Genomic DNA, 15542 nt, shown 5'->3' with positions numbered 1-15542 from the left:
CGGCGTAGTCTGCTTCTGTGACGTCAGAGGAAGAGCGTGAGTTCGATGACCTCCTCCTCCTGCTGAAGGAGACACGCGGATTCGACTTCACGGGCTACAAGCGCAACACGCTCGTACGACGCATCTCGCGCCGGCTCGAAGCGCTGAAGCTGCACGACTACGGCGAATACCGCGACCTGCTGGAGCTGGAACCCGACGAGTTCACGCGGCTCTTCGACAGCCTGCTGATCAACGTCACCGGTTTCTTCAGGGACGCGGCGGCCTGGCAGCGGCTGCGCGAGCTGGTGATCCCCGCCCTGCTCGGCCAGAAGACCGCCGGCCGGCCCATCCGGGTGTGGAGCGCGGGCTGCGCCACGGGCGAGGAGGCCTACACCGTGGCCATGGTGCTGGCCGAGGAGATGGGCGTCGACGCCTTCCGCGAGCGCGTGAAGATCTACGGCACCGATCTCGACGAGAAGGCCCTCCAGGTGGCCAGGATGGGCGTCTACGGCGAACGAGCGCTCTCCGACGTGCCCATCGACCTGCGCGAGACCTACTTCGAGCAGGTGGAGAACGGCTACGCCTTCCGCCGCGACCTGCGCCGCCAGTTGATCTTCGGGCGTAACGACCTCACCCACGACGCGCCGATCTCCCGCGTCGACCTGCTGGTGGCCCGCAACACGTTGATGTACTTCAACACCGACATGCAGCTCAACATCATCAGGCGCTTCCACTTCGCACTGGCCGACCCGGGCTTCCTCTTCCTCGGCAAGGCCGAGATGCTACTCAACCACAGCGACACGTTCGAGCCCGTGGATCTGCGCATGCGCCTGTTCAGGAAGATCAGTACGGCGGGGCCGGCCTACCGGGCGGCCTGGCCGGCCACGGGGGCCGCCTCCGACTTCGCCTCCCGCCTGCCCACGCTGGCGTCCGTGGCGCTGGCCTCCGGGCCGGTGGCCCAGATCGTCGTCGACTCCTCGGGCAACCTGGCGCTGGCCACGTCCAAGGCCGAGACCCTGTTCAACCTCGATCCGCGCGACGTCGGACGGCCGTTCCAGGACCTGGAGGTCTCCTACCGGCCCGTCGAGCTGCGTTCCGTCATCGAGCAGGCCCGCCACGACCTGCGTCCGATCGAGCTGCGGGAGGTGGTCTGGCATCGCGCGGGCACGTCCGAGAGCCGCGTCTTCGACGTGTCCGTGGTCCCGCTGGTGTCGTCGGGCGAGCTGGTGGGCACGGGCATCCACTTCTACGACGTCACCCGCTACCGCAGGCTCAGAGACGATCTGGCCCAGGCCAACAGGCAGCTCGAACAGGCCTACGAGGAGCTTCAGTCGCTCAACGAGGAGCTGGAGACCACCAACGAGGAGCTCCAGTCCACGAATGAGGAGCTGGAGACGACCAACGAGGAGCTCCAGTCGACCAACGAAGAGCTCGAAACCATGAACGAGGAGCTGCAGTCCACCAACGACGAACTGCAGCAGATCAACGACGCCCTGACGGCCCGCACGATCGAGCTCGACGAGGTCAACACGTTCGTCTCCTCGGTGGTGCGCAGCCTCGGCGACGCCGTCGTGGTGCTCGACGGCGACCTGCGGGTGGTCGTCTGGAGCCCGGGGGCCGAGGAGCTGTGGGGCGTGCGCGCCGACGAGGCCGAGGGCCGCGTGTTCACGGCCCTCGACATCGGCCTGCCGCTGGAACGGCTCGCGCCCCGCCTGCAGGCCGCGGCGGCCGGCCGGGCCGAGGCGGAGGGGATGACGCTGGAGGCGGTCAACCGCCGGGGCCGCCCCACGCCGCTCGACATGCGGCTGTCATACCTGCGTTCCGAGGACGGCGACGCGCACGGCCTGATCGTCGTGATGAACGTGATCAGCGAGGGGTGAGCTCCGCGACAGGGATGCGGCGCAAGGCGATGCTCTCGTAGGCGCTGAAGTTCCCGGTCTCGAAGAGCAGCCCGACAGTGTCGGCGTCCAGCCTGACCAGGTCGGAGTAGGCCGCGGGCAGCCCCGACACCGTGTGCGCGACGCGCCAGGTGACGCCGAGGTCGTCACTGGCCCGCACGGTCATCAGCGCCCGCGCGTCGGGCAGCGCGGGACCGGAGAACAGCAGCACGTCCGGCGCCTCGCACCACAACACGCTGCCCTCGACCACCGGCCCGCTCAGCCCGGCCTGCGGGCGGAACGGCAGCTCCAGCGTCGCGCCGCCGTCGGAGGAGTAGGCGTCGGCCCTGGTGCCCGGCGCGGTGGACTCGGTGCGGGTGTTGAGGTAGAGGCGTCCGCCGGGCAGTTCAGTGCCGGTGGTCTCGTTGACGTTGACGTAGCCGTCGGGGTTGTCGTCGACGTAGCCGATGCGCCAGTTCTGGCCGCCGTCGTCGCTCAGCAGGCTGTGGCCGCCGTTGTAGGTGCCCTCGGTCCCGTTGTCGCCGCCCGACGGGGGCAGCGAGTGGTTGGCGGGCACCACGATGCGCCCGGCGTTGGGCCCCTGGCGCAGCTCGATCGCGTGGCCGGGGGTGGTGGCGTACCAGCGCCATTCGGGACGCTTCGCGCTGCCGGTGATCTCGTGCGGCGGCGACCAGGTGACCCCGTCGTCCGTGCTGACCGTCACGAACACCCGCCGCCCGTCGGCCGCCGCCACCTGGCCGCGCCTGATCTTCTCCTCGGTCGCCGACGGCCCCTGCCGCACGAACACCAGGACGATCCGGCCGTCGCCGAGCACGACGGGCGCCGGGTTGCCCGCGGTGCCGCGGCGCGGCTCCGTCGCGACCACCTGCAGGGCGCCCCATGTCGCGCCGCCGTCGGTGGAGCGCTTGAGCACCAGGTCGATGTGGCCGGAGTCGCCGGCCGACCCGCGCCGCCCCTCCGCGAACGCCAGCACCGTTCCTGCCCTGGTCAGCACCACAGCGGGGATTCGGAATGTGTGGTAACCCTCGGTCGACTGCCGGTACGGGACCGACGTGGGGTAACGATCCGCCATACGGGCACGCTACGACTCCAGGGTTAACACGGTCTGAGCCCGACGTGAAAACGAATGTGGAAGCAGGGACGCGGGCGACCCGTGTGACGCCGTGAAAGAGTGCAATCAAACGACGACTGCTGGAGGCAGTGGTGGCTGACGAGTTCGACGTCATCGTGATCGGTGCCGGCCCGGCCGGCGAGAACGTGATTGAGCGGGCCGTACGCGGCGGGCTGAGCGCAGCGATCGTCGAGGATCGCCTGGCGGGCGGCGAGTGCGCCTACTGGGCCTGCGTGCCGAGCAAGGCGCTGCTGCGGCCGGTCGACCTGGCCGGCGAGGTGTCCAGGGTCCCCGGCCTCTCGCTCGGCCCGATCGACGCGGCCGCCGTGCTGGCCAGGCGCGACGAGACCGTCTCGCACTTCGACGACTCCGGCCAGGTGCGCTGGATCGAGGGCGTGCCCGCCGAGTTCTTCCGCGGGCGCGGCAGGATCGACGGCCCCAAGCGGGTCGTGGTCAGCGGCGAGGACGGCGGCGAGCGGGTGCTGACGGCCAGGCAGGCCGTGGTGCTGGCCACCGGCAGCACGGCGGTCGTGCCGCCCGTGCCCGGCCTGGCCGAGGCCGACCCGTGGACCAGCCACGAGGTGACCGCCACCGACGCCATCCCCGAGCGGCTGGCCGTGATCGGCGGCGGCGTGGTCGCCTGCGAGATGGCCCAGGCCATGCACGGGCTCGGCGCGCGCCAGACCACCGTGCTGGTGCGTGGCGGGCGGCTGCTGGGCAGGATGGAGCCGTTCGCCGGCGACCTGCTCGCCGAGTCGTTCGCGGAGGCCGGCATCGACGTGCGCACCCACACCGACGTCACCCGGGTCGAGCGGCCTGAGCCGGGCGGGAAGGTGACCGTGCACCTGGCGGAAGGGCCGCCGCTGGAGGCCGACGAACTGCTGGTGGCCACCGGCCGCCGGCCCGCGACGCGCGACCTGGGGCTCGGCACGGTGGGCCTGAAGGACGGCGACTACGTCGAGGTCGACGACAGCATGCGGGCGACCGGGGTGTCCGAAGGCTGGCTGTATGCCGTGGGCGACGTCAACGGGCGCGCGCTGCTGACGCACATGGGTAAATACCAGGCCAGGATCTGCGGCGACGTGATCGCCGCGCGGGCCCGCGGCGACGAACTGTCCAGGATGCGCGACCTCGCCGACGGTTACGGCGCGCCCCAGGTGGTCTTCACCGACCCGCAGATCTGCGCGGTCGGCCGCACCGAGGCGGCGGCGCGCCAGGCCGGCTTCCGGGTGCGCGTGGTCGAGTACGACCTGGCCTCGGTGACCGGGGCCTACCTGATGGGCGACGGCTACCGGGGCCGGGCCAACGCCGTCGTGGACGAGGACAGGAAGGTGCTGCTCGGCGTGACCTTCGCCGGGCCCGGCACGGCCGATCTGCTGCACTCGGCCTCGATCGCCGTGACGGCCGAGGTGCCGATCGACCGGCTCTGGCACGCGGTGCCGTCGTTCCCGACGGTCAGCGAGGTGTGGCTGCGGCTGCTGGAGGCGTACGGACTGTGAGGCGCGCCCGGGGTCGGGGGATGATCAGCGGGGCCGGATCCCGGCTGACTCCCCCGACTCCAGCGTCAGCTCCGCCACCGTTTTCTCGATGCTTTCGCGCAGCTCCACGTGTGACAGCAGGTCCGTCAGCCGCAGCACCGTCAGCAGGTGCTCGGAGGGCCGGACCAGGATGATCCTGCCGCTGCCCTCCTCCTCCATCCGCTGCATGACCATGGCCAGCACCCCGATGACCGACGAGTCGTAGAATTCGAGGTCTGCCAGGTCGAACACGAGAACAGGCCCGGGCGTCCAGCCCCATGCGGCATCGATGCAGGCGCTGAACCGGACCCGGCCCGCGTGGTCGAGCTCGCCGCCGGCGCGCAAGACCGTGCAGTGGAGATGCCGGATCGTCTCGATTCGCAAGTCGCTCCTGCCCACCCTTTTCCACTGCCCGCTGTACGCCACTTTCACGATCAGCCGCTAATTTTTCCTTTCCTGTGACATTTCGTTGTCCTCGTGGTGACCGAGCGGCCCGGCCGGCTAACGCGAGATGGCCGACTCCAGCGTCGGCAGGACGCCGGAGCGCGGCGTCATGATCACCAGGAGGGGCGCGGTCACGGGCCCCGCCAGCGTCAGCTCGGTCACGTTGCCCTGCACGCGCTGATCGGGCGCGCCCAGCTCACCGTCATGGACGCCGAGCACCCGCGCGACGGACGGTGCCGCCGTGCCCAGGAGTTTCCTCGTGGCGTGACGCAGCCAGCGCAGCTCGCTGTTGACCCGCCGCCACGTCGCCGGCAGGGAGCTCGCCGGCTCCGCCCTGGTGCCCAGCCTGAGCGTGAGCTGCTCGCCCGACCCGAAGGTGTCCTTGAGCACCGGGTTGACCACGAACATGCCCGGGCGCAGCAGGCGCACGCCCTGCCTGTTGAGGTTCACCAGGCCGCCCGAGCTGATCAGCGCGGACAGCTCGCAGCGGGAGCCGTCGAGCGTGTCGGGGTCGAAGTCCACCGCGGGCGGCTCCTCGAACACGACCTTGTTCAGCCGCAGCCCCGCCACCCCGTCTGGCGCGACGCGGCCCGAGACCGCCTGGCGGAGCTCCTCGCACACGTCGTCGCCCTCGGTGATGTCGAGCACCTCGACGCAGATCAGGCCGTCGTCGGGGATCTCCTCCGGCGTCAGGTCGAACGACGCCTGGGCGTGCGTTTTCTTGCCCCGCAGCAGCAGGCACTGGCGCAGCCGCCCCTGGGAGCGGACCTGCACGAACCGCGTCGCGGTCCCGGCCGGCTGCGCCTGCCCGGTGTTCCAGCCGCTCACGGACTGCTCGTCGGTCGACAACGACACCCGCACCCGCAGCGGACGCCCCTGCGCGGCCACCTTGAACCCCACCAGCCCCGAGGTCTCGAACCTGCCCACGATCTGGGCCCCCCGGAGCAGGCCGTCGGTCACCTGCAGCGCCGACACCTCGCCGCTGCGCAGGTGGACGGGCGGGATGGCGGGAAGGATGACCCGGTCGAAGTCGGTGGCTGATCCTGCGCTGGTCATGACGTGCTCCTCGCGGAGGTGAAGAAGGCGGCCGGATCCTGGAAGTCGAAGCGGGTGAGCAGCGGCTCACGCCGGTGCCACATGCGGCTCACGGCGCTGAAGAGGGGGTCGCCGTCGTACTCGGCGTGCCGGAGGGTGACGGCGAGCGTGCCCGCGTAGTCGTCGTCGTGCTCCCAGTGCGGCAGCAGCGCGGTGGGCACGTCGGCGCCGCAGCGGCGCAGCCACAACCACAGGCGGGCGCGTTCGCGCTGCTCGGGGCCGAGGATGGACTCGCCCTTGGCGTGCCGCGCGAGCGCCTCTTCCAGCAGCAGGCGGTGCTCGGTGGGTGTGCGCACGACGTGCGTGGCGCCGCAGGCGCCGCCCTCCGACCAGCCGGCCTGGATGACGGGGATGCCGAAGGCGGGCAGTTCGCTGTCGCCGAACGCGACGCCGACGTCCGCCATGCTCCACAGCAGGTTGCGCTCGCCCGTCACCTGCCTGATGCGCGGTCCCGGCTCGACGGGGTCGAGGAAGAGCCAGTTCGCCGACTCGTCGGCCGCGGCGAAGCGCCGCGTGGCCTCGAACAGCTCGGTGTCGCGCCCCGGCACGTGGTCGAACACCGCGATCCCCGGTTTGTCGGCGTCGAGGCCCAGGCGGGCGCAGCCGTAGTGGCGAAGCTGGCGGCGTTCGGTGTCCGTACGGACCTGGAAGTCGCTTTTCGCCCGCCAGGCGACGCGCTCGGCGCTGGTCCTGATCAGGTCCCTGCGCTGCCACACGTGTCGTTCGAAGAACGCGCCGACCCTGTCGGGCAGGTCCTCGTGCAGGGAGCACGGGCCGTCGCCGGGGAACAGCGCGTACGCCCGCAGCGTCCCCGTGCCGTGGACGTGCACGACAGGGACCTCCCTGCGCACGTCCCCGTCGGCCCTGCCGGTGACCAGGGCGACGGGCGGCACGTCGGGCCGGCCGTCCACGTCGGCGCCGAACGCCTCGGCCAGCCCTCGCCATTCCGGGTCGGCCAGCGCGACCAGCCGCGCCGAGGTCTGGGCGCACACGGCGGCGGCGACCATCATCGTCCGCACCACGGTCCTGAGGTCCTGGTCGAACACCTCCGCCACGACGCAGCCCGCTTCGCCCGACCGCCACGCCCCGTGCGTCCTTGCGGCCGACAGCAGCCGATTGAGACCCTCCACCAGGTGAACGTTGCCAGAACGACGAACGCGTTCCCTCCGGTCAACACGCTTCTTTGCCCGTGCCTGGCGGAAATCCGGCCGGAGCACCACACACCCCACGCGACACGAAGTGGGCCAAGAGCCCAGATGTGATGAAAATCCCCGCCCACAGACTGAACCAACTCGGTCTGGGCAGGGTCTCACTTTTACATAGAGCACGTCATGCCGGGGTTTAGGATGCACCCTATTACCGCAAGGGGGAGGAATTTCCGCATGGGTTCCAGTATGTCGGGCATCGTGCGCCTGACCGGGGCGGCGATGGCGGCCGGAGTTCTGGCCGCGGCCATCGCGCTGCCGGCTGTGGGAGGCACCGGAGCGATGTTCGTCTCGGCGTCAGAGGACCTCGGCATCAAAGCGGAGGAACTCAAGGAACCTCCCCTCGCGGAACGGACTACGGTGGTCGACGCCAAGGGCAACCAGATCGCGCAGTTCTACGAGGTGTACCGCGAGACCATCACGCTCGACCAGGTGGCCCCGGTCATGAAGGACGCCATTCTGTCCATCGAGGACTACCGCTTCTACGAGCACGGCCCGATCGACATCGAGGGCACCATCCGCGCCCTGGCCAAGAACCTCACCTCCGGCGGCATCGCGCAGGGCGGCTCGTCCATCACCCAGCAGTACGTCAAGCAGGTGCTGCTCACCTCTGCGAATACCGAAAAAGAGCGGAATGCGGCGCTCGAAGCCAGCTACGCGCGCAAGCTCAAGGAACTGCGCTACGCGATGGCGGTGGAAGAGAAGTACTCCAAGGACCAGATCCTGGAGAAGTACCTCAACATCGCCTATTTCGGCGCCAGCGCCAACGGGGTGGAGGCGGCGGCCAAGCGTTTCTTCAATGTGAAGGCGTCCGAGCTGACCCTCGCCCAGGCCGCCACCCTGGCCGGCGCCGTGCAGGACCCCAACGCGACGGACCCCAACCTGGGCAAGCCCCAGCGGGACCGGCTGCTGAAGCGGCGCAACCTCGTGCTCGACACGATGGTTCTCCGCGGCAAGATCAACAAGCAGCAGGCCGATGAGGCCAAGGCGAAGAAGCTCGGGTTCAAGAACATCGCGCTGCCGGGCGGCTGCGGGGACAGCAAGTATCCGTACTTCTGCATGTACGTCCGCAACGAGGTCCTCACCAACAAGGTCTTCGCGAAGTCGGCCAAGGCCAGGAGCCAGTACCTCAACCGGGGCGGCCTGGAGATCCGGACCACGCTGGACCCGAAGATGCAGGCGGCCGCCGAGAAGGCCATCAAGAAGCACGTGTTCGCCTCCGACTACCCGGTCGCCTCCGAGGCGCTGGTGAAGCCGGGCACGGGCGAGATCAAGGCCATGGCGGCCAGCCGTAAGTACGGCAACAACAAGCGCAAGAAGGAGATGTCGTACAACATCGTGGCCGACGCGGTCCACGGCGGCGGCACCGGCTTCCAGGCCGGCTCGACGTTCAAGACGTTCACCCTGCTCACCGCCCTCAAGGAGGGCATGAAGATCAACGACGGGTTCACCGTCGGCCAGGGCTACCGGGCCCCCTACTACTCCTCGTTCAAGAACTGCAAGGGCGAGAACATCGGCGACCCCAGCCACACCGTCACCAACGACGAGGGCGGCGGCGGCTTCAAGTCGCTGGCGACCGGCACCTGGGGATCGGTGAACACCTTCTTCATGATGCTGGAGCAGAAGGTCGGCCTCTGCGACACCATCAAGACCGCCAAGTCTCTGGGCATCAAGCGCTCCGACGGCCTGGATCTGCTGGAGTTCTCGACGTTCACGCTCGGCACCAACGAGATGGACCCGGTGACCGTCGCCAACGCCTACGCCTCGATCGGCGCGCGCGGCAAGTACTGCAAGCCCATGGCCATCACCTCGATCAAGGAGCGTGACGGCAAGGTCAGGACCTTCAAGCCCCAGTGCCAGCAGGCGATCGACCCCGAGGTCACGGACGCCGCCGCGAACATCCTGTCCGGCGTGTTCACCAAGGGCACCATGCGCAGCGTCGGCGGCATCGGACGCCCGGCGGCCGGCAAGACCGGCACCACGGACGCGCAGGCCACCGCCTGGTTCGCCGGCTTCACCCCCGACCTGGCGGGCGCGGTCAGCATCGGCGACACCCGCGGTGCGCAGAAGTACAAGCTCAACGGCGTCACCATCGGCGGTCAGTACTACGGCTCGGTCTTCGGCGCCTCGATCCCCGGCCCGATCTGGAAGGACACCATGATCGGCGCGCTGCAGGGCATCCCGGCCACGGACTTCACCCCGGTGAACTCCTCCCGCTTCGGCGGCTGCGGCTCCGGCTGCCAACCGCAGCCCCAGCGGGTGCAGCCCGACAACGGCGGCGACGAAGAGCCCGGCACTCTGGACGAAGCGAGCGTGGACATGGCCGGAGATAACTGATCAAAATTAGCCGTATATGGCGGGCAAATATGGGGCGATCTCCATTACCTCAGATGCCCGCCAACGCCTCTAGCTGAGCAGATAAGGAGTGCGTCTCTACAGCAGGGACGCACTCCTTGCAAAGGCCCTATTAACAGCGGCGAAACATTGGTAACGTGGGAGCGCTCCCAGGATCTTCCCGCGAGGTGCTCCATGACCGAGCAGCCCACACTGGCACAGGTGGCGGCCGCTGCAGGGGTTTCCCCCGCGACCGCATCTCGAGTCCTCACAGGCTCGGTGCGGGTCAGTACCTCGACCCGCCGACAAGTCTACGACGCCGTGTCCCGCATGGGATACGTCCGGCAGCGCGCCCCCAGAGGGGCCGCCGCCAAGACGATGGCCGACGGCGTCACGGCTGTCATCTGTGACCACCTGCCCCGGCTCTTCTCCGAGCCCTACTACGCCAGACTCCTGTCCTCCGCAGGCGCCGTGATCGCCGAACACGGCACCCACCTCATGGTGACCACCGTCACCCCGACCTCCTCCACCCTGCCCGCCCTGTCCGGCGCGGTGCTCATCGTCGGCGCAAGAGAGCGCCATCCGCTGGCGATCAAGTTATCCACCTCGGGCGTACCGGTCCGCAACATCGGCCGCCCGCCCCACGACCTCAAACTCCCCTACGCCGACGTCGACAACCTCGACGGCGGCCGGCAGGCGGCGGAACACTTCCTGCTGACCGGCCGCCGCAACGTCGCCGCGATCGGCGGACCACCGTCCCTGCCCGGAGCCCGAGATCGTCTGGAGGGCCTGATACGCACCCTGCAGGCGGCGGGCGCACCCGACGTGCCCGTGGCCTACGGCGACTTCACCGCCGCCTCCGGCACCCACGCCATGCAGTGGTTGTTACGCCACGCACCAGGGCTGGACGCCGTCTTCGTCGCCTCCGACCTGATGGCCGCGGGCGCGATCCAAGCACTGCGCAGAGCCGGGCGCAAGGTGCCCGCCGACGTCGCGGTGATCGGATTCGACGACGCGCCGGTCGCCAGGCACACCGTTCCCGCACTGACCACCGTCCGCCAGCCCGTGGAGGAGCTCGCCACCGTCGCCACCCGGCTGCTCCTGACGGGGGCCGCGGGGATCGACCCCGTCCTCCCCACGGAACTGGTCATCCGTGAGTCGGCTTGAGCCTGGGGATGTGCTGGCCCGCCGGTATCTGCTCCTGGATCCGCTGGCCCGCGGGGGCATGTCGGTCATCTGGCGTGCCTTCGACCAGTCTCTGCACCGGATGATCGCGGTCAAAGTGCTCACCGCCTCACTCCACACCGACCACGGCGAGCGCACCAACGTACGCAGCGAGGCCCGCGCCGCCGCCAGGTTCACCCACCCCGACACCATCGAGATCTACGACTACGGCGAGACCGTCACCACGAGCGGCGGCGTCGCGGCCTACGTCGTGATGCCGCTGCTCGACGGCACGCCACTGGCCGAGCGCCTCGAACAGCAGGGGCCGCTGCCCTGGACGGAGGCGGCGGCCATCGCGCTGCGGCTGGCCAGGGTGCTGATGGCCGGACACGCCCGCGGCCTGGTCCACCGGGACGTCACTGCCGAGAACGTGCTGCTCACCGCAGACGGCCCCAAACTGCTCGACTTCGGCATCGCGGCCTGGGCGGGAGACCCGGAAGACGACCGGGGCACCCCTCCCTACGTCGCCCCGGAACGCCTGCTGGGCGCTGCGACCCATCCCGCGGTCGACGTGTACGCCTTCGGCGTGCTGCTGCACTTCATGCTCACCGGGCGGACACCGTACCCGGAGACCACATGGGAGGAGATCGAGGCGGCCCGCAGGACGGACCCCCCACCCAGGGTTCCCGGCGTGCCGCACGCGATCGCCTCGCTCTGCCAGCGCTGCCTGGCGCACCGGCCGAGGGACCGTCCGACGGCGGCGGAGATCGTCTCCGCGCTGACCTCGGCGCTCGGCACGGCGACGCTGGGCCGCCACGTCAGGCGGGGCCTCACCGTGGCGGGCTCGGCGGCCGTCGCGCTGTCGGCCCTGCTGTGGTTCCAGCAGACGGGGCTGCCGCACCCGCCGGAGCGGGCGGCGTTGAAGCCGTCGCCGACCACGTCGTCCAGGCTGCTGGAGAGCTCGCCGTCCACGGCGGTCACCGTGGAGCAGGCCGTGACCGATTTCAGGACCGCGCTGGAGGCCAAGACGCCGTGCGGCGCGACCGACGCCGACGTCGTGCTCGACCTCCAGCAGGTGCTGCGCGGCGCCGTCTCGCCGCACGGCCCGTCCGGTTCCGGCACGGACAACCTCCGCCAGAAGCTCTCCGACCGCTGGCGGGAGGGCCGGTTGGAGCCTGCCTGCCTCAGTGAGCTGGAGGCCAGGCTCGACGACATCGACAGCGCGCTGGGCGGGGATTGAGGAGGGGTACGGCAGTAGCACCGGCCGTACCCCTCGAAACCGCACGGCCCGGACCCCTCGCAAAGCGCGACCGCGCGGGGTCTCTCAACCCTACATGGGAGCGCTCCCAGGCGGGTGCGTGAAAGTTTCAGCCGACTTTGTCCGGACGCCATCCGGCGTGATTCAATGCGCCTGCCGGGCGGGCTGATTCGTGGGGCAGGTTCCTCTGTCGTCAGCGCAAGGGAATCCCCATGAAGGTATTCAAGTCGGCGGCGATCACCGCCGTCATGGTTCTCCTCACTACTGTCCTCGCGGTCGTCACAGTGCCCACGCAGGCCCAGGCGCACGGGGTGTCGATGTTCCCCGGCGCCCGCACCTTCCTGTGCTGGCAGGACGGCCTGCGGGAAAACGGCCAGATCATCCCCTACAACCCGGCCTGCGGCGCGGCCGTCGCGCAGAGCGGCGCGACCCCGCTGTACAACTGGTTCGCGGTGCTGCGCTCCGACGGCGCGGGCCGGACCACCGGGTTCATCCCCGACGGGCAGATCTGCAGCGGCGGCACGGGCGGTCCCTACGACTTCTCGGCCTACAACGCGGTCCGCTCCGACTGGCCGCTGACCCACCTGACCTCGGGCGCCAACATCCAGATGCGGCACAGCAACTGGGCCGCGCACCCGGGTTCGTTCAAGTACTACGTCACCAAGAACGGCTGGAACCCCAACGGGCCGCTCAAGTGGTCCGACCTGGAGCTGTTCGGCAGCGTCACCGACCCGCCCGCCAGCGGCGGCGCCGGTGGGCTGAACTACTACTACTGGAACGCCCAGCTCCCGTCCGGCAAGAGCGGCCGGCACATCATCTTCACGCACTGGATCCGCTCCGACAGTGCCGAGAACTTCTACAGCTGCTCCGACGTCACCTTCGACGGCGGCAACGGCCAGGTCACCGGTGTGGGCCCCGGCGGCAGCACACCCGACCCGACGAATCCGCCGACGAACCCGCCGCCCACGGGCGCCTGCACGGCCACGTGGAAGGCCACCGACACCGGCTGGGCCGGGCACTTCCAGGGCGAGGTGACCGTGCGCAACACGGGCTCCTCGACGATGAACGGCTGGACGGTCAAGTGGACCTACGGCGGCGGGCAGGGCTTCGACGGCTCGCCGTGGAACGGTGTGCTGTCCGGGCAACCGCCGAACGTGACGGTCAAGAACGCCTCCCACAACGGACAACTGTCGCCGAACGGCACCACCTCGTTCGGCTTCAACGCCACCGGCTCGATCCCGAGCCCCGCACCCACTCTGACCTGCACCAGCCCGTGATCAGAACACGTCGCGGGCTTGTCGCGGCGATCATCACCCTGGCCGGCCTGACCCTGGCCGGGGTGATGTTCTTCTCCGCCCGGCAGCCGTCGTCACAGTTGAACCAAGAGCTCGCCGCCCAGGTGACCCTGATACTCGAACAGGCCTCACCCGGCGAGCACCACGCCCACGGCCACTCCTTCGACTCGCGGGTCGTCTGCGCCGTGGAGCCTTTCGGAACCGAGCCGGCCGACGCCACCTCCCTTGTGCAGGTGCGCTGGGTCTATGCCAGGCACATGTGCGCGGTGACCGGCCAGAGCACCGACTGGGCCGAGTCCGTCCGGGCCTCGGGCCCGATCGCCGTCAAGATCAGCATCCCTCCCGAGGTCAGGGTTCCGGCACCGGGAGCCGGCTATCCGGACCGGGTCAGGCAGCTCATCCCCGCGCGCTACCACGAGCAGGCCCTCGCCGAGTTCTCCGACGACGCGGCCATCGACGCGGCACGCGAGCGGTTCGGTCAGGCCATCGCCGAGCAGCCCAAGAAATGACAAACGGACGCGGCCGATGATCGGCCGCGTCCGTCCCATCCGGGCGGGATGGTGTTCGTCAGGCAGGGATGATGGTTAGCCTCACCTCCTCATACGCACCCGACGACTGGGCGGTTCAGTTGGCGCACGCGTAGCCGGAGGGCAGCGAGGTGTTGCCGCTGGGCCGGCTGGCCTGCACGCCGAAGCTGGTGCTGGCGTTCGGTCCGAGCGTGCCGTTGTAGGCCAGGTTCTTCGCCGTCACGCTCTGGCCGCTGACCGTCACCGTGGCACCCCAGGAGCCGGTGACCGCGTGTCCCGCGGGCAGCGTGAACGTCACCGTCCAGCTCGTCTTGCTCGACGTGCTGGTGTTGGTCACGGTCACGGGCTGCACCACGTAGCCGGTGGCCCACTGGCTCTGGACGGTGCCCACGGCCGTGCAGCCGCCCCCGGTGCCGCCGCCCAGCGTGGTGAAGGAGGCCGTCGGCGACGGGTTCGACTGGTTGCCCGCGGCGTCCCTGGCCCGCACGTACACCTGGTACGCGGTCGACGGCGAGAGCCCGCTCAGCGTGATCGAGTTCGTGGCCGTGGCGCCGAGCGACGTGCCGCCCGAGGTGTAGACGTCGTAGCCGGTGACGCCGACGTTGTCCGTGGCGGCCGTCCAGGTCAGCGTGGCGCCCGAGGAGGTGACGTTCGACGCAGACGGGGCGCCCGGGGTGCTCGGCGGGGTCGAGTCGCCGGTGCCGCCGCCGTAGATCGCGGCCTGCTTGGCGGTCGCCGCGATGCCGTTGGCGCCGTTGAACAGCCGCCGGCCCCAGTCCGTGAGCTGGTTGACGTCGAAGTTGGTGACCTGGTCGAGGTACTCGACGCCGCCGCCGTTGCCGCTCCACGACCAGCCCAGGTAGCCGATGCCGCGGCTGACGGCCTGCGCCATGATCGTGTCCTCGTCCGGGTTGCCGTCGGAGTGGTTGAACCCGAACTCGCCGACGACCAGCGGGAGCCCGGCGGTCCTGAACGCGTCCATGTAGGCGTTGATCTCCGCGGCGGTGTCGAAGACGCCGTACATGTGGATCGAGAAGATCGTGTTCTTGTCGGGGTCGCTGTCGAAGACGGCCCGCGCGTTGTCCCGCATGCCGAACTGCCAGTCCTGGCCCCAGTTGGGCGCGTCCACCATCAGCGCGTGGTCGAAGCCGTTGTCGCGCAGCTTGCGGATCGCGGCGGTGGTGGCGGCGGCCCAGCCGGGCGTGACGGCGTTGTTGCCGATGGGCTCGTTGCCGATGTTGACGATGACGTAGTCCTCCTGGCCGACCAGGGCGGACTTGACGCTGATCCAGTAGTTGGCGGCCTGGTCCAGGGTGTAGGCGCCGCTCTGCTCGCCGTACCCGGTGGTGTCGTGGTTCTCCAGCACGCAGATGAGCCTGTTCTGCTTGCACAGGGAGACGACGTTGGCCACGTCGGAGACGGAGTTGGGAGTCCAGCGTCCGCCGCTGAGCACGACGCGCACGGTGTTGGCCTTGAGCGACTTGATGTCGGCGAACGCCTTGGTCTGGCCGGCGAACCAGGTGTGCGCGTGGCTGGTGCCGCGCATGACGAACTCCTGGCCGCCCTTCTCCAGGATTTTGGTGCCGCTGACGTGCAGCCCGACGGCCGCGTCGGCCGGTGCGGCGGGGACGACGAGCAGGGCGAGGAGAGCGGCCAGCGCGGTTAGCAGTGATCTCATGAGCTGCCTTTCACTGAGCTGTGGAACCGCCCCCGCC

Annotated in this window: 12 protein-coding genes; 7 read left to right on the top strand and 5 right to left on the bottom strand. The window is 69.8% G+C overall.

Annotated features, from left to right (window positions below; genetic code table 11):
* Nucleotides 1-17: 17 nt before the first annotated feature.
* Complete coding sequence (locus tag ACFOY2_RS32155) at nt 18-1859, top strand: CheR family methyltransferase (RefSeq protein ID WP_379531850.1); 1842 nt, start codon at nt 18-20, stop codon at nt 1857-1859.
* Here ACFOY2_RS32155 and ACFOY2_RS32150 read toward each other — a convergent pair.
* Entirely contained in the window at nt 1846-2949 is a 1104-nt protein-coding gene (locus tag ACFOY2_RS32150) for a sialidase family protein (RefSeq protein WP_379531849.1), read from the bottom strand. The genes ACFOY2_RS32155 and ACFOY2_RS32150 overlap by 14 nt on opposite strands.
* 131 nt (nt 2950-3080) lie before the next feature.
* On the opposite strand from ACFOY2_RS32150, the gene ACFOY2_RS32145 reads away from it, so the two are divergent.
* Nucleotides 3081-4487: a dihydrolipoyl dehydrogenase family protein gene (locus tag ACFOY2_RS32145; protein WP_379531848.1), complete on the top strand. Its 1407-nt coding sequence runs from the start codon at nt 3081-3083 to the stop codon at nt 4485-4487.
* A gap of 24 nt (nt 4488-4511) precedes the next feature.
* Here ACFOY2_RS32145 and ACFOY2_RS32140 read toward each other — a convergent pair whose 3' ends face one another.
* From ACFOY2_RS32140 to ACFOY2_RS32130, 3 genes are all read right to left on the bottom strand, one after another.
* Nucleotides 4512-4889 carry an STAS domain-containing protein gene (locus ACFOY2_RS32140; RefSeq protein WP_379531847.1) on the bottom strand — a complete coding sequence of 126 codons (378 nt, stop codon included), beginning with the start codon at nt 4887-4889 and terminating at the stop codon, nt 4512-4514.
* Between the two features lie 117 nt (nt 4890-5006).
* The gene (locus tag ACFOY2_RS32135; RefSeq protein ID WP_379531846.1) at nt 5007-6005 is read right to left on the bottom strand and encodes a hypothetical protein; all 999 of its coding nucleotides are present in this window, start codon (nt 6003-6005) and stop codon (nt 5007-5009) included.
* Entirely contained in the window at nt 6002-7174 is a 1173-nt protein-coding gene (locus ACFOY2_RS32130; RefSeq protein WP_379531845.1) for a hypothetical protein, read from the bottom strand. The genes ACFOY2_RS32135 and ACFOY2_RS32130 overlap by 4 nt, the downstream gene beginning before the upstream one ends.
* Nucleotides 7175-7426: 252 nt before the next feature.
* On the opposite strand from ACFOY2_RS32130, the gene ACFOY2_RS32125 reads away from it, so the two are divergent.
* The 5 genes from ACFOY2_RS32125 (at nt 7427) to ACFOY2_RS32105 (ending at nt 13809) form a co-directional block, all read left to right on the top strand.
* A complete protein-coding gene (locus ACFOY2_RS32125; protein WP_379531844.1) occupies nt 7427-9586 on the top strand; it encodes a transglycosylase domain-containing protein in 2160 nt (719 codons plus the stop codon).
* Between the two features lie 192 nt (nt 9587-9778).
* Nucleotides 9779-10750: a LacI family DNA-binding transcriptional regulator gene (locus ACFOY2_RS32120; RefSeq protein ID WP_379531843.1), complete on the top strand. Its 972-nt coding sequence runs from the start codon at nt 9779-9781 to the stop codon at nt 10748-10750.
* Nucleotides 10737-11987, top strand: a complete 1251-nt coding sequence (locus tag ACFOY2_RS32115; protein ID WP_379531842.1) for a serine/threonine-protein kinase — start codon at nt 10737-10739, stop codon at nt 11985-11987. The genes ACFOY2_RS32120 and ACFOY2_RS32115 overlap by 14 nt, the downstream gene beginning before the upstream one ends.
* 230 nt (nt 11988-12217) lie before the next feature.
* Nucleotides 12218-13282, top strand: a complete 1065-nt coding sequence (locus ACFOY2_RS32110; RefSeq protein WP_379531841.1) for a lytic polysaccharide monooxygenase — start codon at nt 12218-12220, stop codon at nt 13280-13282.
* A complete protein-coding gene (locus ACFOY2_RS32105; RefSeq protein ID WP_379531840.1) occupies nt 13279-13809 on the top strand; it encodes a hypothetical protein in 531 nt (176 codons plus the stop codon). The genes ACFOY2_RS32110 and ACFOY2_RS32105 overlap by 4 nt, the downstream gene beginning before the upstream one ends.
* A 115-nt stretch (nt 13810-13924) precedes the next feature.
* Here the strand turns inward: ACFOY2_RS32105 and ACFOY2_RS32100 are convergent, their stop codons facing one another.
* The gene (locus tag ACFOY2_RS32100; protein WP_379531839.1) at nt 13925-15505 is read right to left on the bottom strand and encodes a cellulase family glycosylhydrolase; all 1581 of its coding nucleotides are present in this window, start codon (nt 15503-15505) and stop codon (nt 13925-13927) included.
* Between the last annotated feature and the right edge of the window lie 37 nt (nt 15506-15542).

It is taken from the genome of Nonomuraea purpurea (genome assembly GCF_042650645.1).
GTDB classification, from domain to species: Bacteria; Actinomycetota; Actinomycetes; order Streptosporangiales; family Streptosporangiaceae; genus Nonomuraea; species Nonomuraea purpurea.
This window is presented reverse-complemented; position numbering and strand designations above follow the sequence as displayed.